Below are 18,662 nucleotides of genomic sequence, written 5' to 3' on the forward strand. Positions count from 1 at the left end.
GGCCTGCAACGTTAGCAGAGACTAATGGTTGCAGTGGGTTTTTGCGAATGATGCAATCAGGACATCTTCTGCATCTGGTGGCCGGCAATGCAATGCCAGAATCAAGCTGAACTATCTTCGCGATGGCCTGCATTTCACCATGGCGCTGCCGTTGCGCGAGACCAGGCTGGTACCGGCCTACTCCTGATGCCGCTGAAAGTGCCGCTTTGGCGATAGCTCGCGCATCGCTTCACTGATATTGGTGCAGTCTAGAAAACTCTGGACGCAGCAGATGACATCGGATTCAGATATGGCGGAAACGGTCGGGCAGCTGCTGGAAACGCCGGACCTTGCCAGCGCGCTGGAAAGTGAACAGTTCAAGAAGTTTCTCGACCAAGTGCCGATTGCAATCGCCGTTTCGGATCTCGGTGGGCTGGAACGTGTGGTCTATGCCAATCCGGAGTTCGAGAAGCTCTCCGGCCTGAAGGCGGCCGCGCTCGCCCAGAAGCATTGGGCGGCACTTTCCGGTATTGGCCTCCACCAGCAGAAGGACCGCGCGCTGTCCGGTGCGGTGGTCGAAGAGACCGATTTCGTCGGTACGTTCCGGCTTGAGCGGGCCGAGGACAACCCAGCAATCGTCGACGTCTATTCCAACGTAATTGAGGATGACGGCGGCAAAGCCTGCTTCCGGCTGGTCGCACTGGTCGACGTCTCGGTCCATGGCGAGGCCGAAAGTGCGCGGACGATCGAAGAGCGCGTCCGCGAGAAGGACACGCTACTGCGGGAATTGCAGCACCGGGTGAAGAACAATCTGCAGATGATTACCGCCCTGATACGCCTCGAAACGCGCAATGCGACCGAGCCGGACCGCGAGCGCTTCGAAAGACTGGCCGGCCGCGTCGACGCCCTGGCTATTCTTTATAAGACGCTGTCGGGCGAGGAGCACAAGGAGGAAGTCGATCTCGGCGTCTATCTGAGCCAGATCGCGTCCGCCGTAATGGCGTCGCATGCTGTCGAGGGCATTCGCCTCGACATGAAGGTTGATACCTACCCGGTTTCGGTCAACGTTGCCATGCCTGCTGGCCTGGTGGTCAACGAACTGCTGACCAACGCGCTCAAACATGCATTTCGCGGGCGTGACAGCGGCACGATCACCCTGCACAGCGTCGTTAACGACGATGGCTGCCGTGTCGTCGTCGCCGATGACGGCATCGGGTTGCCGGAAGGCGAGAGCTGGCCCAAGCAGGGCAAGCTCGGCGCGCTCATCGCCCAATCGCTGACAGAGAACGCCAAGGCTGAGTTCGACGTGACTTCCAGCGCTGACGCGGGCACCCGAGTCACCATTGTGTTCAAGCGCTCTGCCGCGGCAGCATAGATTGCAACCCAAATGGTTCGTCAGCTCCCACGTGGGAACTAGAACACCTAGGATTTTTGCTCTGACGGAGAAATCCGTTCACGTACGGACCGCTCCGCCGAGTCAGCCGCGGATTGGACGACATCTCCAATTTGGTCGGCCACCGTGCCTGCTTGTGTGTCCTGCCGTCCAGCTTCCTGCTTGATCGTCTCGTAGGCCTCTGCGGCAACTTGCTTGGCCTGATCGAGGCCTTGCTCGAGCATGCCCTCCGAGGTGTCGCGAAGCTTCTCGCGATATCCGCCCAGTTGCTCATCCTCGATTGCGGTATGGGGCAACATGGCGCCTATCGCGGCGCCGATGGCGAGACCGACCGCCGCAACGGCCAGGGGCTGATCATTCAATAGCTCATGCGCCGAGCGGCTGGCTTTCGCAGCCATGTCGCCAGCCGCCGATCCTGCATCAGCGGCGTTGCTCGTCAGTCCCTCCGCGATGCCCTTTGCCCCGCTCGATATGGTGCTCCCAACGCTGCTTGCGGCTGACGAGACCGATCCAGCAGCGTCGGAGAGCGTGCTGCCCAAGCCGCCGCCCTCCGCCTCGTAGCGCCCACTGGGCGGTGTAGGCGTCGCATAACTGGCCGGGCGGTTGCTGCCGTTCGACGGACCACTGCCCAGCATCAGCCAAGCCAGGCCGGCGCCCACCATGGTCACGGGCAAAGGATTGTCCCGGACCTGGGTTCTCAGGTTGTTGAGCATGGCCGAACTCTCTCCTCCGGAGAAGATCCCGGTGAATTCATCCAGCAATTGTCCCGGTGTCATCTTGCCTCGAATGGATTCGGCGGTTTCCACCACCCTGGCGCGCGCGGCCTCCGCCTCGCGTTCAAGTTCGGCTGCGGATTTCTCGGTCATCTCACTTGTTCCTTGATCACATTCGCGTCGCGCCTGAGCTGTTCCTGCGTCCGGTCGGGAGTAAGTTCGGAAGGCGCCATGCTTGCCGTCCCCGTGCGCAGCAGGATAACGCCAAGAATCGCTACCACCACGCCGACCAGCAGTGAGGACCACCCGGCGCCCAGCCCTGCCCGAGTCAATGCGATGACCAGTGCTTGCAGCAGCACGATCAGAGCCGCGAGCAGGCAGATTGCTCCGCCCAGCACCTCGGCGGCGCCAGCTCCCGTCTTGGTGAGCTTTTCTGAAAGCTCCGCCCGCAGAAGCCTGGCTTCGGTTTGCACCAGCGTGGTGACGTTTTGGGCCAAGTCGGTCACCAGGGTCGCGAGGCTGGGATTGTCCTGCGTGTTCATCTGTCTTGCTCCGCGTGCTGCGTGGCCAGATCGTCATCGGGGCGGCCATATCCTCGGGAGCCGTCTGTCGACCGATCAGCAGATCGAACGGTCTGCGAGTTGGCTTCTCCCGAGGCACTCCGAGATGCCTCGGGGCTTGTCGGTGGGGAGGCTTTGATGAACCGTCCAAGCGCCAATCCAGCCAATACGGAGCCAGCGAGCAGGACACCGGGGTTTTGCCGGCCGAAGGACTGCACATCCTCAAGCACCTGCCCCAACGGTTTTTGTTTCAACGAGGAGGAAAGCCGCTCCAGTCCGCCAGCGGCCTCCAAGGCAAATTTCGATGCTGTCCTTTCATCATGGTTGGCCAGGTGATCGCTGGCCGCGCGTAGCGCGCCGCCCAACGCCGCCAAGCTCGACTCGATGTCGCGCTGCGTTTCCTCTGCCTTGTCCGACATGACCTGCGTGGCTTCTTTTGCGTAGCCGCCAGTCTTGCGGGTCAGTTCGTCGCGCGCATCGTGAAGCAACTCGCTCGCGCGCTCTTTTTCCCGGCCAACCCTGTCGGAAACGTCACTTGTCGCCTTGTCGAAATCTGCGGGTTTACGGCCCTGGCCGTCATTGCGTTGCATGGATCACCTAGTGAAAACCGAGGAAGGAGAGGACCGCGAGCACGACAACGACGAGGCCGATAAGATAGATGACACTGTTCATTGCACGTTCCTCCGTGCTGCCCAACTTCACGGAACCTGCGATGTTCCGTTGACGAAGAGCTTTTTGCGATTCAAGGGCGATGCAGGGGAAGCTTGGTCCGGACACCGCAGGCAAGAGCGGCGTTGCCGCGGGGCCTCGGTCCAGTTCTCCAGCACAGCTGCCGATCGCCAAGTAGATGAATCCTCCCTCGACATCGTCGCCCGCAGCACGCCATCGCGGAAAGACAGCGTGCGCTGGCTTCTCCAGCGAGCACTGGCCAACATACCGACCATCAACATCGATCCCTTGGGACGCATTATCACACGCCGCTCGAGTGACATACGTCGGCTACTCGTTCGACGTCCTGCCGCAGCTCATTCGCGATGTCTTCGCCAGGCTTCTTCAGCCGGAGGCGTCTTGACGGGAGGCCGCCACCCTCGAGTGCGAACGGGACAAAGCGGAAGCGGTGGCTTTCGCCGCCGCTTCCTGCCTGCGATTTTACCCATTCGGCTGCCTTCCTGTCGAACATCTGCCCAATTTGCGCACCAGGGCTTGGCCGGGGCGGCGAGAGCATCGGCGCACTCCGTCGATGGCCTGCTGTAAGGCGGGAGCAAAGAGTGGGTTCGACGCCTCGACTCGAACCGGGAACTGCAATTTCTTGTCGGTGTGATACATGGCCGACTGTTTGTTTGCAGCTAGCCGAACCTCAGCCTGGACGCATTCCGCCCGGGCAGCCGTTTAATTCCGAAAGAACTGGCAGCGGATCGCCCCCCTGTCAGCAGAGCTCAATTGCCACGACGCGGGGCCGTGCCGGCCGGTCGAACGCGGTGGCGCTGACCGTCGGCCCGGGATTAGGCAACCTTGGAAAACAGAGCGACGTCACATCTGGCCAAGCCGTAACGCCACCGGTGATCGGTCGCGGCAACCCGGCTTTGGTAGAACAGTGAAAGTTGGCTGCCTTCTATCATCACTGTCGAATGACCATTCTCTCCGGGCTGGCCTGGTTCGAGCACCGGGCCGATCGACACGTAAGGTCCGGCGACGTCATCGGCGATGGCGAAAAATACGCGCTGACGGTTCCCACGAAGGCCATTTGGGAGAAAGCAAGTGGCGTTCAGAAGCACGCGGCCATCTGGCAACTCGACCAGCTGCGCACCCTCTATGCCCCATTCATAGTCGGGATCCTCTCTCGTATTGTGATGAGGAACATCAGCATGATCGAGTATCTTGCCTATCCGCTTCCAGGGACCGAACCACGAGTCGGACTGGCTGCGTGCGAGATAGATGTCGGGCTGCGGCACCCTGTTGAATTTTGGCATGGCAGAGTAAGCGAGATAGCGCTTGCCGCCGATGACCGCGGGGTGTGGATCGTAGATGCCATCCTCCTCCGTGTCGGGGATGGCGAGAATGGCCGGGGTGAGAACCACCCAATGGAAGCCGTCGTTGGAAACCGCATGCTCGCAACGGCCGCCGGATTTCATGAACTCGGTCTGGATGAACATGTGGAAGACGCCACTTTCGTGGATGACGCCCGGAGCCGCGACCCCCGTCCCGTTGATGGGAAGCTCGATCGCTTCGTGCTCGGTCCAAGGCCCATAAAGGTCGGGCGCCGTCGCGTGCAGGATTCTCCACGTCTCGGTCGTTACCGTCCCGCTTGAACCGAAGACATGCCACAGCCTGCCATCGAAGACGGGGCATGGGTCCTTGAGGTCATCCACGCTCTGCGGATGAAACAGCGGAAACACGTTGGTATCGAAGGTGATCTTCATCTCAGTCTCGGAATTTGCCTTGCCCTAGATCCCCAGCGATGCAGGCGAATCAATTTGGATGTCCCGCATATTTTATAGCCAGCGAGTTCAACACAAATACGGCAAGGGCGGTTCTCCACCAGCAAACCCTGATCGGGAGCCTTCCGATGGCCCGTCCCCTCCGGCTGCCATTCTTCCCCGCGCAGCCAGCGCCCATCCAAAGCAGCGACCGAGGCTGTTTGTTTCAACTTGGAACAACTCACCTGCACGAAAGTTAGGAGCTGAAACCGAAGTCTAATTCTTCGTCATTCACGATTAACAAATGTTAGTCGCAACATAAACGACCGTCTATAAAAAGGAATATCTCAATGGAAGCAGCCTTGAGCAGGGCAACCGCCAGTAAACATGCTGGCAGGCAAAATCTTCTGGTTTGCTTCTCCCATTTAAGGTGGAATTTCGTTCATCAAAGACCGCAGCATATCCTCACTCTCGCGTCCATGCAGCAGAGAGTGGTCTACTTTGAAGAACCCCTTTTCGAAGAACTGCCGCAGCCGGTGATGCGGAAAAGCGAGGCCTCGCCAAACATTCTGATTGTCACACCAGTGCTCCCGCTCGGCACGTCCGCCGCGAAAGCAGATGCCGTGCAGCGGAGATTTGTTCAGCAGACAATCGCTTCTATGCCGCACAGCCGGCTTATCGCTTGGTATTACACACCAATGGCTCTTCGCTTCACGGAATACCTTGTGCCGGACGTATGCGTCTATGACTGCATGGACGAACTCTCCGCGTTCAAGAATGCACCACCCGAACTCGGCCAACTGGAAAAGGCACTTCTGCGCCGCGCCGATCGCGTTTTTACAGGCGGCCTAAGCCTGTTCGAGAACAAACGTCATCTGCATCATGCGATCTATCCCTTCCCGAGCAGCATCGATGTGAGCCACTTTCACAAGGCAAGGAAGCCGGGCAAGGACCCAGCCGATCAGACCGGAATCCCTCACCCGAGGGTAGGGTATTTCGGCGTAATCGACGAGCGGCTGGATGTCGATCTCGTGGCTCAAGCGGCGGAGACCATGCCGGACGTGCATTTCGTCATGCTCGGCCCGGTGGTCAAGATCGACCCCGCAGACCTGCCCCAGGCCGAGAATCTTCACTGGCTGGGCGGGAAAGGTTACCGCGATCTGCCCGACTACCTGCGCCATTGGGATGCGGGCTGGATGCCGTTCGCACTCAATGAAGCGACCCGGTTCATCAGCCCTACCAAGACGCCGGAGTTCCTGGCGGCGGGCCTGCCGGTGATCTCGACGGCGATCGTCGACGTGGTGCGCAGCTACGGCGCCGCTGGACTGGTGGAAATCGCCGACCCCGATGATCTGGAAATCAAGCTGCGCTCCGTTCTTTTACGGCCGCGTGAAATGCTTATGCAGCAAGTCGACGCCTACCTTGCGGACACCTCGTGGGAGCGAACATGGAACGCCATGGCAGCTCACATTGAGCGCGCCTATCAAGGCAAAAAGGTCGTCCCTCTTCGCAGGAGTGCTTAGCCATGTTCGATTGGCTGGTCGTCGGGGCGGGTTTTGCCGGCAGCGTGCTTGCCGAAAGAATAGCCTCGCAGCGTCACGAGAGCGTTCTGCTGGTCGATCGCCGCGGCCATGTCGGCGGCAACGCCTACGATTGCTACAACGAAGCCGGCATCCTCATCCACCGCTATGGTCCGCATATCTTTCACACGAACAGTCAGGCGATCGTGGGGTATCTGTCGCAGTTCACCGAATGGCGGTCATACGAGCACAGGGTGTTGGCGGCGGTGGACGGGAAGCTCGTTCCGATCCCGATCAATCTCGACACGATCAACCGCCTTTACGGTCTGGACCTGACCTCGGCACAGTTGGAGGATTTCTTTGCGTCCCGACGCGAGACTGTGGAGGATGTTCGCACGGCGGAGGACGTCGTCGTCAGTACCGTCGGACGGGAGCTCTACGAAAAATTCTTCCGTGGCTACACAAGGAAGCAATGGGGCGTCGATCCCAGCCAACTGAGTAAATCTGTGACAGCACGAGTGCCGACCAGGACCAACCATGACGACCGCTATTTCAGCGACAGCTTCCAGAAAATCCCGGCCGGCGGATACACAAGGATGTTCGAACGCATGCTCGATCACCCGAACATCAAGATCATGCTGCATGCCGATTTCCGCGAAATTCGTGAGAAGATACCGTTCAGGCGCCTGATCTATACCGGACCAATCGATGAATATTTCGGGTGGCAGCTCGGGCATCTTCCCTATCGCTCGCTGCGTTTCGAGCACGTTACACTGGACTGCGAACAGTTTCAGCCGGTTGCCGTCGTCAATTATCCGCAGACGCAAGACTACACTCGCATCACGGAGTACAAACATCTCACCGGCCAGCAGAACTCGCGGACCAGCCTGACCTACGAATACCCCACGGATATCGGAGATCCGTACTACCCGGTGCCGCGGGCCGAAAACGAAGCGCTGTACAAGCGCTATGAAGCACTCTCCGCAACCTGTTCGGACGTGTGGTTTGTCGGACGCCTGGCAACATACCGCTACTACAACATGGATCAGGTGGTCGGACAGGCTCTGGCTACTTTCGATCGCATCCAAAAAAGCGTCCCGGAATGGGCAAGCCCGGGAAAGACGTTGGCGGACTTGGCAATAAGTTCCCCTGCACATAAGGGCTAAAGGCGGCTGGGGAACCGCAAAGAACTCATCCAGCACCGCGGGGCGGGCAGGCGCCCTCCCCTTGGTGTTGCCGGCCACACCTTCAGCGCGTCAGATTCGGCGCGAACAGATATTGCTGACGGACCAGTTCGTCCGCGATTGGCTGGCACAGACGTCGCGTGCCATCCGCCTGGATGACCGAAAACAGCCCCACCTCCGCATGTCGGGAATTATCCCACCCGGGGTAGGCGGTTATCGGGTACAGGCAAATACCCTCGATCGGCGCTTGGAGGCTCATCGCCGCACGCACCTCGTCGCAGACATAGTGGAGCCAGGCCGGCCCGCCGGATCCCTCCGACCCGGTCTCTGCGATGAACATCGGCTTGCCGTATCGATGAGCGGCCTCCATCAACATTTCCGACAGAGCACGGTACTCGTGGTGCCCCATCGGAATAGTCGGCCCATTTATGTACCATTGATTGTGCGGGTAGAAATTCAGGCCAACGGCGTCGACAACATCTTCGCTCCCGCCCAACTCAGGTTCGACGCGGCCCAGCAACATGTCGTAAGCCTCGAACTGTCCCAATCGGGCGTTTTCGGCCCGGCGCCTTTCGCCTCGGGTCCGGTCGCGTGGCGCGATATGGATGAGCGGCTCGGCCCAGACAAATCTGCATGCCGGGTCGACTTCCCGCATTGCACGAACACCCGCGATGGCGGCCTTGACGAGATGCCGCTTGAACCATCCCCGTTTGTTCGGCCCCACGCGCGGGAAATAGCTGACCTCAACAGCCCAGGCAAAGAAGGAGATCTCGTTGATTGGACACAACAGAGGCGATGTTCCGGTAATCGAGCGGTGCACCCTCACGGCCTCGGCCGCAAATGAGGCATAGGCATCGATGAAATGCTGCGACCCCTGATCGACGTGGTCTGGGGATCCGTAGTGGAAGATGTCCCAGATGACCTGGACACCTGCCGTTTGGGCTGCCTCGACCATAGGCGCCCAACTTGACCAGTCATAAGTTCCGGGAGCGGTTTCGATCAGGTGCCAGCGCAACCCGTCGCGGATGGTGCGAAGGCCGAGTTCGGCGCAGCCGCGGTAGTCGCCCAGGGCATGCAAATTATGCGAGGTCGCACGAATAAGGTCGAGGCGAACGCCGTCCTTGCGCCGATGCGAGGAGCATTCAAAGCCCGCCATGAAAAAACTGGCAAAGCGCCAAGCACCGGAAACCGAAGCATCCACCTCCTGGCCCTTCGTGCGTGCCGCCTCGTTCATTCGAAGTCTCCTTTGGTCAGTCGGCTTCGCACTCGGCCGGATTGTTCGGAGCGAGAACTGCCTTGGCGAAAACGCATCCGATCGGGCAAGCAGCATCCCCCTGCTCAGTTCGGCATACCCGTCATTCTTACATGACCGAGTAGTGCCGAACCGATTGGTCGTGTCTTTGTTCCGGTGGTCCACCGTCCGGTAGCTGAGTGGCGAAGGCAAATCAGGAACAAGGCGGCCGGAGCCAAGTTCGGGGATGTACCACCGGCATCGATCAGCTCGGCCGGATGCTCGCAAACAACAGAGGCACGGGATCATATGACCGTTCAAATTCGACTTTCCGATATCGACCGCGCCAGGCGGGAGGATCGTGGCGACGGCGCTTGGAGTATCGCACCAGATCTGGGCCATTTGCGATTGGCAATCGTCAATGTCGTGTTCTTCGGCGCACCGGGCAGCGGAGATCGCAAATGGGTGCTGCTCGATACAGGGTTGCCGACGTCCCGGAGCAGCATCCTTGCGGTCGCGGAAAGCGCTTTGGGACTGACACGCGGCCGGCCGCGATCATCTTGACTCACGGCCATTTCGACCATGTGGGAACGGTTCTGGACCTGCGAATACGTGGGACGTGCCTGTCTTCGCACACCCGCTCGAGCGTTATCTGGACGGAACCATGCTCTATCCGCCACCGGACCCCTGTGGGGGGTTGGACTGATGGCATTGCTTTCGCCGCTCTTTCCATGCGGCCCGATCCGATCTTGGCGACCGCTTGGTGTCCTTGCCTGCCGACGGATGGATCCCCGGGATGCCCGGATGGCAATGGCTGCACACGCCGGGACACGCCTCGGGGCATATCTCGCTCTGGCGGGAGGAAGACCGCTCGCTGATCGTGGGGGACGCTTTCATCACCACGGGTCAGGAGTCGGTCTATGAGGTCGCCGTTCAGGATCTCGAGATGCACGGTCCGCCACGCTATTTCACGCCCGACTGGGATGCGGCGGAAAGATCGGTGAAGCGCATGGCCGCACTGAAGCCGCAGATGGTCATCAGCGGACACGGGACGGCGGCTGCGGGCGTGGGCATGCGTCAAGCTCTCGACAGCCTGGCTGATCGGTTCAGGCAGTTGGCCGTGCCGCCGAAAATGAAATTCGTGCGCGAGCCAGCGTCCCAGATAGCTAGGGCAACCGATCCGCCATCGTTCTGAAAATAGGTCAGATTGGGCCGACTCTATCTCTCGACCGGTAGAGTTTCCCGTCGAGTCGGGCGCCCCTGCATCGTTCACCGACAAACTCCGACAAGCGGAACAAACCCGGGAGGCGCCGGTTAGGAGGTTCGATCGACGCAGGGCGGCAGCCAAGCGCCGGAAGGACGCGTCCTCTCCGGCGGCGAGCCGACCGGCAGTTATTCGAGCCCGAACGCGTCGGCATTCGCCAAGACTCGCTCATGCCAAACCGCGGAGGAGACCAAATGGCAAATCTGGGAAGACTGGCGATCGCGATGCTTGGCGTTTTGGCATACCGAAGTCGCGACAAAGTCTGTGAATTGATTCCGGGAGCGGGGTATCTTAACCCAAACGATCCGCAACGCAGAATTCTGGCTCAGATAACTAATGGCGTGTCGAGGGCTGACCTTGGTCAGATCCTCGACCGATTCAGGGAGCTGGGCGCAGGATCTAAAGTCGACTCGTGGGTTGGCAACGGCCCAAACCAACCAATCGAGCCAAGGCTCGTCGAAGCGGCGATGGACGAAGGTACACTGATGTCCATGTCGGTGCAGACGGGTCTTTCGCGCGAGGAGCTAATCAGAAGGATTACGCGGGACCTACCCGAGACAGTCAACGAAATGACGCCGAATGGTGAATGGCTGCCTGAATCAACACAAGGCTTGGGATAAGTCGACCTTGCTCGACAATGTGTCCTAGGATGCGTGAATTGGTCGGCAAAACCAGTCCGATCGTGCACTTCCCTCAGGAGATCCGGCACCTCAACCATTGGATACATATCGCTGATCTCGGCATTCAGTTCCTCGGCGGCGGCAGGAACTTCGCCAGCGGTCGGTGTGACGATCAACGTCCCGGCTTCAAGGCGAACACCTTCGAGCTTCCCTGACCGTGCTCTGTGCGCCAGGCGCTTCAGATTGAAGTCGAGCATCTGCCGCGCTTCGGCGAGCCAAGCCGTGCCATCACGCTGGACGCCCAATCCGAGCCGATCCTCTTCCTTCATTGTGGTGAATGCCGACCGCGGCATCAGGGGCTCATCGATCGGCCGGAAGGATCGGCTGCCGTCGACCCAAATGTCTGCAGATCTAAGCCTGTCTCGCAAAGCCCCGAGCGTTGCAATCTCGTAGACACGGCGATCAGGCTTTCCCTGTTCGAAGATGAGCCGTAGATCGGCTTGGCTGAGGTGGGTGACTGGGACGCGATCCGGGAGCGTCCGACGCCTCTCGGCATATAGGCGTTTCAGCAGCGAAATTGCCGCAAGAAGCGGATCGTGTCGCCGCGCCGATTGGAATGTGAGCGTCCGCAGAAAAGCACCGGCATACTTGTGCACGGTTGCATACTGTTCGGCCGCCAGGGCCAAAGGTGCCGCCTCGTTGTCCTCGACCATCGACTCAAGCTCAGACTTCATCCGCAGCAACCGGTGCCGTCCGACTTCCTGATCGAGTACCTCCAATGCGTTCTGGCCATAGTCATTGGCAGACTGCAGGGCGGTGAAGCGGCCGCGCTGCGCCTGCGCGATGTACATGTTCATGCGAACGTGGTGCTGGCCGGGGACCATTTCGGCCGGACCGCCGGCCCCTCGCCTATCCGGGTATGATCGAGCGCCCCGATGACCGCGTCGCGCGCTCGACCGTGCCGGCCTCGTTCACCGCCGCTTCCCACATCCTGATCGCGCGGTAATGGCCGGTGCAGCCGCTGCCTGCCGTCAACATCGCGCTGCCGGGGAACCGGTCGCTGTATCGCCGCAGGAGCGCGCGGCCAAACGGATCGTCGTCGAGGCACCTGTACAGGCCCTCGATCTGCTCGAACGGGGCAAGATTGAAGAAAATTCTCGTCGAAATAGGTGCAGATAGTCCGCTTCGACGGTTTGCTTCTCCCGATCGCAATCTCGCTGAATTCAATTTGCTACGAACCGGTGGCACGTGCGGTGACGCGCTCGAGTCCGAGGAGCAGGACCAGCGTTGCCACCACCAGGATCATGGTCAGCGCCGCTCCGGCAAAGATGTCGCCGCGATCTGTGAGCGAGAAAATCGACACCGGCAGCGTCACCCAGCCTGGCGGATAGACCATCACGGTCGCGCCAAGCTCGCCCATGGAGAGCGCGAAGCTCAGCCCGAAGGCGGCGACAAGGTAAGGCGCGAGCAGAGGCAGCGTGACGTGCCAGAGCCGGTAGGCCGGCCGCGCGCCAAGGCTCGAGGCCACCTGTTCGAAGTCGGGCGATAGCCGTGCCAGACCGGCCGAGACATTGCCGAAGGTGAAGGCCGAGATCAGCACGAAATGGGCGATCATGACGATCGCGATCGTGCCGTTGAGCAGCAGCGGCGGATGACTGAAGGCAACCAGCAGGCCCAGCCCGACCGACACCGAAGGCACGGCGCTGGGGATGAAAAACAGCAGGCCGAGCAGCCGTTTCAAGGAGTGCCCCTGGAGGCGAAGCGACAGTGCCGCCCATGTGCCGCTGACCAATGCCAGCGCACTGGCCAGGAAGCCGGTGATCAGACTGGCCTTGACCGAGTTCCAGGCCGACCCTTTGACCACATCGGTGTAATGCTCCGTCGTCAGGCCATTGGGCAGCACGCCGTTCCACTGGTCGGCGAGACTGGACAGGAGGATGATCGCCAGCGGCGCCAGGAACAGCACGCCGAAGATCAGCGCGAAGAGCATCCACAGCACGATGCGACCAGGGCGCGACCAGACCAGCATTGGCTAGACCCCCAACCGGGCGGCGGCGAAACGGTAAAGGCCGAACAGGCCGAGCGACAGCGCGATGTTGACCACGGCGATGATGCAGGCGACTTGGTAGGCCGACTCCTGGATCGCCTTGCCGTAGATCAGCAACGGCAGCGTGATGACACCCTTGGCGCCGATGAACAGCACGATGCCGAATTCGTTGACGGTCAACAGCAGGCACAGGCTGCCGCCGGCGATGAGCGCCGGAACCGCGGCCGGTAGGATGACCTGGTGCACGATGCGGAACGGCCTGGCGCCGAGCACGCTTGCCGCTTCGATCTGGCCGCGATCGACCAGGGAGAAGGCGGCAAGCAGCGGCCGCAGGATGAAGGGCGTGTAGACCGTGACCTCGGCCAGCACCACGCCCCATGTCGAATAGAGGAAATCGACGGGCGGCAGCGGCAGCGAGAAGGCCTCCATCAGCCCGGTGTTGAGCATGCCGGCGGACCCGTAGAGGAAGGTGAAGGCCAGCGTCACCAGGAAAGTCGGCAGCGCGATGAACGTGTCGATCAGCCGGGCGATGAAGCCGCTGCCGGGAAACGGCACGAAGGCCAGGATCAGCGCCAGCACGAGGCCGACGGCCAGGCATCCGGCTGTCGCCGCGACCGAGATCGTCACCGTGTTGATCAGCGCGTTGAGGAAGAACCGCGAATGCAGGACGCGAATGATCTCGGCGGCATTGGCGACGCCGCTATCGTCAAGGAATGCCTGCCGGGCAATAAGCGCCAGCGGATAGAAGAACAGCAGCGCCAGCAGGGCCGCCGGCGGCACGATCCAGAATTTGCCGGGTTCCCGCCTGCTGGTGGCCGGCGAACCGATGGCGACCGCCTCAGACACCGGCGTCTTCCGGCAGAAGCGAGGTATCGGCGGGAGCGAAGAACAGCGGCACCTGGGCGCCGGGCTCGGGCAAGGCGACCGGCAATCTCGTTGCCGAGACACGAACCGGTGTGCCCTCGACATCGAGCACGAGATGAGTGAGTTCGCCCTGCCAGTGCACTTCCATCAATGTGCCGACGATGCGGTTGGTATGCTCGCTGTCGGCGGTCAGGCTGAGGTGCTGCGGCCTGATGCAGAGCAGGCTCTTGTCGCCAGCCTTCTCGTCGCGGCCGGCACCCCTGAGCACCGCGTCGCCGTGCCTTGCCGTGGCAAGGCCCTTCGACCCGGCGCCCTCGGCGACCGTCACCGGCAGAAGGTTGGCGCGGCCGAGGAACTCGGCGGTGAACCGGTTCGGCGGACGGCGGTAGAGTTCCGTCGTCGGTCCGTGCGAACAGACCCTGCCGTCGCGCATGATGGCGATCTTGTCGGCAAGCGTCAGCGCCTCGGTCTGGTCGTGGGTGACATAGAGAATGGTCAGGCCCGGCAGGCTGCGGTGCAGGCGGGCAATCTCCTCGACCATGTTGCGGCGGATCTGCGCGTCGAGCGCCGACAGCGGCTCGTCGAGCAGCAGCACACGCGGCCGCACGGCCAATGCCCTGGCGATCGCCACGCGCTGTTGCTGGCCACCCGAGAGTTCGCGCGGATAACGCCGGGCAAAAGTCGCCATGTCGACAGTACCGAGCGCATCCTTGACCCGCTCGGCAATCAGCGCCTTGTCGGCGCCTTGGGCCCGCAGGCCAAAGGCGACGTTGTCCTCGACCCGCATATGCGGAAACAGCGCGTAATTCTGCACCACCATGCCGAGGCCACGTTCGTAGGGCGGCAGGTCGGTCACATCGGTGGCGCCGATGCGGATGCGGCCACTTGCCGGCCGCACGAAACCAGCAAGGGCCCGTAAGGCGGTGGTCTTGCCCGAGCCTGACGGGCCGATCAACGCCAGGATTTCACCGGGCGCGATATCCAGGGTCAGCGGGTGCAGGACGACATGCGCGCCGTAGGCGACGCTGACCTTGTCGAAATGGACGTTGGAGCCGGCGCCGCGAATTTTCGCGGCGTCGATGTCCATGACACTGGTACCAGTAAAGGCTGCGGCCGACATGGCATGGTCCTCCCGATTTCTGCCCTCGGGTGTCAGCTTCCGGTCGCCTCGTTCCACTTCCTGACGTAGTCGGGAAGCTTGCTCAGCGCCTCGTCCCAGTTCGGCGACCAGATGGTGACGCCCTTCATCGCCTCTTGTGCCTTGGCAAAGTTGGCATCATCGGGCTTTACGTCCTTTCGGGCCGGCATGCCGAGCGCAACCGAGCTTACAGTCGATTGTGCTTCCTTGGCGAGCAGGAAGTCGATCAGCTTCTTGCCGTTGTCGGCATTAGGCGCGCCGGCGACCAGCCCGATTTCGTAGGGCAAGGCGAAGGTGGAGCGGGTGCCGTCCGGACCAGCGGGCCAGAACACCTTGATGTTCGGATTGTCGGCCATCTGCGACATGTTCATCTGCAGATCGCCATTGGCGACATGCAGTTCGCCCTTGTTGACCAGCGCGGTCAGCTTGCCCGTGGAGGCGGACGGGCCGACATTATTGTCCTGCAGCTTCTTCATGAAGGCGAAGCCGGCGTCCTCGCCGCCAAAGGCATGGATGATCTGCAGCATGACGGCCGTGCCATCGCCGGCCTGGCCGGGGGTCGAATACTGGATCTTGCCCTTGAACTTCGGGTCGAGCAGGTCGTTGTAGGTCTTCGGCGCTTCCGACAGCACGGCGCTGTTGTAGATGAAGTCCATGTAGTTGTTGACCAGCGGCCGGTACTTGTCGGTGCCACCGTCGATCTGGGATGCGGCTTCGGGCTTGTAATCCTGCAGCAGGCCGTCTACGGCGGCGCGCTGGATGAAAGGCGGCAAGGTCACAAGCACGTCGGCCTGCGGGTTCGACTTCTCCTTGGCGACGCGCTCGACGACGCCGCCCGAGCCTGCCTCGATATACTGAACGGTGATGCCGGTGGCCTTTGTGAAGGCGGCGAATTCGGTTTCGTACCAGCTGCCATTGCCATCATGCAGGCCATCGGCGGAATAGATGGTGACGACGCCGTCGGCGAGGGCCGGTCCGACGAGAGCGGCCGAAGTGAGCAACGCGGCGAAGGCCGCGACCATGGTTGCGTTTCGTGATTTCATGACCAGTTCCCCTTTTGATTTAAGGCACATTCTGCGATGCACTAGGACCAATCGGCATCGGTCTCTGCCGGACGTTGAGCCGATTGGATGTCGTCGTTGTGACAACTCTGATGACTGGGGATCGATAAGTAAAATCTATTTATTTTATGACAGACAAACTTCCTCTGATATTTGTCACAGAACTGTCGCACGTCGTGGACGCATTTCGAGCCTTCGAGACTTTATGCCAAGCAAGCTCCCGAACCCTAAAACGCTGGGATAATCAGGAGAATAAAACGCCTGCCGTCTGCGCCCGCAGACGAGGATCGAACGAGCGGACTGTCACCGGACGGCCGTCGAGGATTTCGAAGCAGCGGGCGAGCGTGTCTTCTTCAAGCCGGCGCATCGCTTCGTGCGTGAAGAATGTGAGATGCGGAAAGAGGATCACATTGTCGCGGCCGAACAATGCGCTCATCGGATGGCCCGACTTTGCCAAAGGCTCGACCGAATAGACGTCGAGCCCGACGCCGCCTATGCGTCCGGCAACGATCGCTTCGATCAGTGCCGTCTCCTCGATCAGCGCACCGCGTGAGACGTTGACGATGATGGCGGAAGGCTTGAGGCAAGCGAGTTCGGCTTGGCCGATCAGGCCGCGCGTGTTGTCGTTCAGCACACAATGGATGGAAACGAAGTCGCAGGTCCGCAGCATGGCTTGGAGATCGTCGACCTTTTCGATGCCGGCGGCGTGCATCGTCGCCGCATCGACGCAGGGATCGAAACCAAGAACCCGAGCGTGAAACCCCTGCCCGGCCATGCGCGCCATGCTGCGGCCAATCTTGCCGCAGCCAACCAGCCCCAATGTGGCGCCGGAAATGTCTCGCCCCAGCCAGCGCTGTTCGGGCCAGATCCAGCCGTCGCGCGACATTGCCTGCGTGATCGCCGGCAGCCGCTTGGCCAGCGCGATCATCAGCGCGAAGGCTCCTTCGGCAACGGTTTCCTCGGCATATTCGGGTACGTTGACCACGGGAACGCCGCGCCGCATCGCGGCGGGGATGTCGATGGCATCGATGCCGACGCCATATTTGACGATGCCCTTCAGCTTGGGAGCGGCATCGATCACCCGCGCGGTGATCGGCGTGTAGCACATCAAGAGAAGGTCGGCGTCGGCAACTGCCTCGATGAGCTCGGTTTCTGGAAGACCGTCCGGCAGCGTCACCAGGTCGACGCCCTTCGCCAGCAAGCCGACGTCAATGCCAGGACATTCGAGTTCCCGGTCTGTGCGGACGGCCTTCATGGTCAGGCCGCCAACACCGCGGCTTCGACGATGTCGAGTGCCCGGTCGAGATCGGTCTTCGAAATGACCAAAGGCGGCGAGAGTGTCAGCACATTGCCTTGGCTGACCTTGAAGCTCAGTCCCTGTTCCAGGCAGGCATAGAAGACACGTTCGGCGAGGTCGCGTGTCGGCTGGCGCGAGGCGCGGTCCTCGACGAGTTCGACCCCGACCATCAGTCCCCTGCCTCTGACATCGCCGACATGGGACGAACGCGCCATCAGGTCCTGCATCCGTCCAAGCATATGCCGGCCAAGCTCGGCCGAGCGCTCGACCAGTCCCTCCTCCAGGATGATGTCGATGGTGGTCAGCGCGGCACGCGTCGTCACCGGATTTTTCTCATGGGTGTAGTGACCGATGGCAAAGCCGCCGGTGACGTCGAGGTCGCGACGCGCGATGACGGCGGCGATCGGCAGGATGCCGCCGCCGAGCGATTTGCCGAGGACGACGATGTCGGGCGTCACACCGTCATGTTCGTGGGCGAAGAATTTTCCGGTCTTGCCGAGGCCAGTCGGAATCTCGTCGAAGATCAGGAGCGTGCCGTGCCGGTCGCAGGCCTCGCGCACCCGCTTCCAGAAGCCGGCCGGCGGCGGATTGGGCGTCGCGCGCATCGGCTCGGCAACGACCGCCGACACATCCTGCTCGCGGCCGAGCACGTAAGCGATCATGTTGGCGCAGGCGAGCCCGGATGCTTCCAGCGAATCGTGGCCGTACGGGCACCGATAGCCGTCCCAGGGCGCGACGTGCTCGGTGCCGGTCATCATGGGTCCGGCGATGTGGGAGCGGAAGGTCGCCTCGCCGCCGACACTCGCCGCCCCGAAGCCGGCGCCGTGAAAGGCATCCCAGAACGATACTGTTTTGAAGCGGCCAGTCGCGGCGCGCGCGATCTTCAGCGCCACCTCAATGGCGTCCGAGCCACCAGTAGTAAACAGCACCTTGCCGAGATCACCGGGCGCAAGTGCTGCCAGCTTTTCGGCCAGTTCGACAGCGGGCTCGCAGGTGAAGCGGCGCGGCGCGAAGCAGAGCTCGTCGAGCTGCTTCTTGATCGCGGCGACCAACCTGGGATGGCCGTAACCAAGGTGATGCACGCTGTTGCCATGGAAATCCATGAAACGGTGACCGGCTGTGTCCTCGATCCAGATGCCTTCGGCCTTGGCGATCGTCGAAAGGCAGGGGCTGGACAGGCTCTGGTGCATGAACGCGGCCGCGTCGCGATCGAGCAGGCCGCGAATGCGGGGATCGTCCTGGCCGGCATCCCAGCGGCCGCGCGCCGCCGTGGTGTTGGAATCGCCCTCTGTATGCACAAGCTCGGATATCGCGGCCATAACCCTCTCCGAAACGCGAATGAGGGAGCGACGGCCGCTCCCCCTGTTTTGGGTT

17 protein-coding genes and 3 pseudogenes are annotated in these 18,662 nt (G+C 61.5%); 5 read left to right on the forward strand and 15 right to left on the reverse strand.

Annotated features, from left to right (window positions below):
* The first annotated feature begins 271 nt into the window (after window positions 1-271).
* Window positions 272-1,354: a sensor histidine kinase gene (locus FJ970_RS25575; protein ID WP_140762590.1), complete on the forward strand. Its 1,083-nt coding sequence runs from the start codon at window positions 272-274 to the stop codon at window positions 1,352-1,354.
* A 47-nt stretch (window positions 1,355-1,401) separates the two neighbouring features.
* Here FJ970_RS25575 and FJ970_RS25580 read toward each other — a convergent pair whose 3' ends face one another.
* The 6 genes and pseudogenes from FJ970_RS25580 to FJ970_RS25605 form a co-directional block, all read right to left on the reverse strand.
* Window positions 1,402-2,238, reverse strand: a complete 837-nt coding sequence (locus FJ970_RS25580; protein WP_140762587.1) for a DUF3618 domain-containing protein — start codon at window positions 2,236-2,238, stop codon at window positions 1,402-1,404.
* Window positions 2,235-2,627, reverse strand: a complete 393-nt coding sequence (locus FJ970_RS25585) for a phage holin family protein (protein WP_140762585.1) — start codon at window positions 2,625-2,627, stop codon at window positions 2,235-2,237. The genes FJ970_RS25580 and FJ970_RS25585 overlap by 4 nt, the downstream gene beginning before the upstream one ends.
* Window positions 2,624-3,235 (reverse strand): hypothetical protein, encoded by a 612-nt coding sequence (locus tag FJ970_RS25590; RefSeq protein WP_140762582.1) that lies wholly within the window; start codon window positions 3,233-3,235, stop codon window positions 2,624-2,626. Before FJ970_RS25590 ends, FJ970_RS25585 begins: the two co-directional genes overlap by 4 nt.
* Before the next feature lie 7 nt (window positions 3,236-3,242).
* Complete coding sequence (locus tag FJ970_RS25595) at window positions 3,243-3,488, reverse strand: hypothetical protein (RefSeq protein ID WP_140762579.1); 246 nt, start codon at window positions 3,486-3,488, stop codon at window positions 3,243-3,245.
* 387 nt (window positions 3,489-3,875) lie between these two features.
* A pseudogene (locus FJ970_RS25600) lies at window positions 3,876-3,971 on the reverse strand (catalase); the annotation flags it as partial.
* 176 nt (window positions 3,972-4,147) lie between these two features.
* A complete protein-coding gene (locus FJ970_RS25605) occupies window positions 4,148-5,065 on the reverse strand; it encodes a hypothetical protein (protein ID WP_181178741.1) in 918 nt (305 codons plus the stop codon).
* A gap of 347 nt (window positions 5,066-5,412) precedes the next feature.
* Here FJ970_RS25605 and FJ970_RS25610 point away from each other — a divergent pair, with 347 nt between their 5' ends.
* A complete protein-coding gene (locus tag FJ970_RS25610; protein WP_140762576.1) occupies window positions 5,413-6,585 on the forward strand; it encodes a glycosyltransferase in 1,173 nt (390 codons plus the stop codon).
* 2 nt (window positions 6,586-6,587) lie between these two features.
* Entirely contained in the window at window positions 6,588-7,748 is a 1,161-nt protein-coding gene (gene glf, locus FJ970_RS25615; protein ID WP_140762573.1) for a UDP-galactopyranose mutase, read from the forward strand.
* Between the two features lie 82 nt (window positions 7,749-7,830).
* Here glf and FJ970_RS25620 read toward each other — a convergent pair whose 3' ends face one another.
* Complete coding sequence (locus FJ970_RS25620; protein ID WP_140762570.1) at window positions 7,831-9,000, reverse strand: beta-glucosidase; 1,170 nt, start codon at window positions 8,998-9,000, stop codon at window positions 7,831-7,833.
* 306 nt (window positions 9,001-9,306) lie between these two features.
* Here FJ970_RS25620 and FJ970_RS25625 point away from each other — a divergent pair.
* Window positions 9,307-10,192: pseudogene (locus FJ970_RS25625) on the forward strand (MBL fold metallo-hydrolase).
* A 293-nt stretch (window positions 10,193-10,485) separates the two neighbouring features.
* On the forward strand, window positions 10,486-10,881 hold the full coding sequence (locus FJ970_RS25630; protein WP_227792200.1) for a YidB family protein: 396 nt from the start codon (window positions 10,486-10,488) through the stop codon (window positions 10,879-10,881).
* 20 nt (window positions 10,882-10,901) lie between these two features.
* On the opposite strand, the pseudogene FJ970_RS25635 reads toward FJ970_RS25630, so the two are convergent.
* The 8 genes and pseudogenes from FJ970_RS25635 to FJ970_RS25665 all read right to left on the reverse strand — a co-directional run.
* Window positions 10,902-11,699: pseudogene (locus tag FJ970_RS25635) on the reverse strand (Tn3 family transposase); the annotation flags it as partial.
* Between the two features lie 91 nt (window positions 11,700-11,790).
* A complete protein-coding gene (locus FJ970_RS33705; protein ID WP_265336196.1) occupies window positions 11,791-11,919 on the reverse strand; it encodes a hypothetical protein in 129 nt (42 codons plus the stop codon).
* A 193-nt stretch (window positions 11,920-12,112) separates the two neighbouring features.
* Entirely contained in the window at window positions 12,113-12,910 is a 798-nt protein-coding gene (locus tag FJ970_RS25640) for an ABC transporter permease subunit (protein ID WP_140762563.1), read from the reverse strand.
* A gap of 3 nt (window positions 12,911-12,913) precedes the next feature.
* Window positions 12,914-13,774, reverse strand: coding sequence for a 2-aminoethylphosphonate ABC transporter permease subunit (locus FJ970_RS25645; protein ID WP_140762560.1), 861 nt, complete (start codon window positions 13,772-13,774; stop codon window positions 12,914-12,916).
* The gene (locus FJ970_RS25650; protein WP_140762557.1) at window positions 13,767-14,912 is read right to left on the reverse strand and encodes an ABC transporter ATP-binding protein; all 1,146 of its coding nucleotides are present in this window, start codon (window positions 14,910-14,912) and stop codon (window positions 13,767-13,769) included. Before FJ970_RS25650 ends, FJ970_RS25645 begins: the two co-directional genes overlap by 8 nt.
* A gap of 32 nt (window positions 14,913-14,944) precedes the next feature.
* Complete coding sequence (locus tag FJ970_RS25655; RefSeq protein ID WP_140762554.1) at window positions 14,945-15,973, reverse strand: 2-aminoethylphosphonate ABC transporter substrate-binding protein; 1,029 nt, start codon at window positions 15,971-15,973, stop codon at window positions 14,945-14,947.
* Window positions 15,974-16,235: 262 nt separating this feature from the next.
* Entirely contained in the window at window positions 16,236-17,246 is a 1,011-nt protein-coding gene (locus FJ970_RS25660) for a C-terminal binding protein (RefSeq protein WP_140762551.1), read from the reverse strand.
* 2 nt (window positions 17,247-17,248) lie between these two features.
* The gene (locus FJ970_RS25665; protein WP_140762548.1) at window positions 17,249-18,607 is read right to left on the reverse strand and encodes an aspartate aminotransferase family protein; all 1,359 of its coding nucleotides are present in this window, start codon (window positions 18,605-18,607) and stop codon (window positions 17,249-17,251) included.
* Window positions 18,608-18,662 lie beyond the last annotated feature (55 nt).

The sequence above is a fragment of the Mesorhizobium sp. B2-1-8 genome (genome assembly GCF_006442545.2).
Taxonomy (GTDB): Bacteria; Pseudomonadota; Alphaproteobacteria; order Rhizobiales; family Rhizobiaceae; genus Mesorhizobium.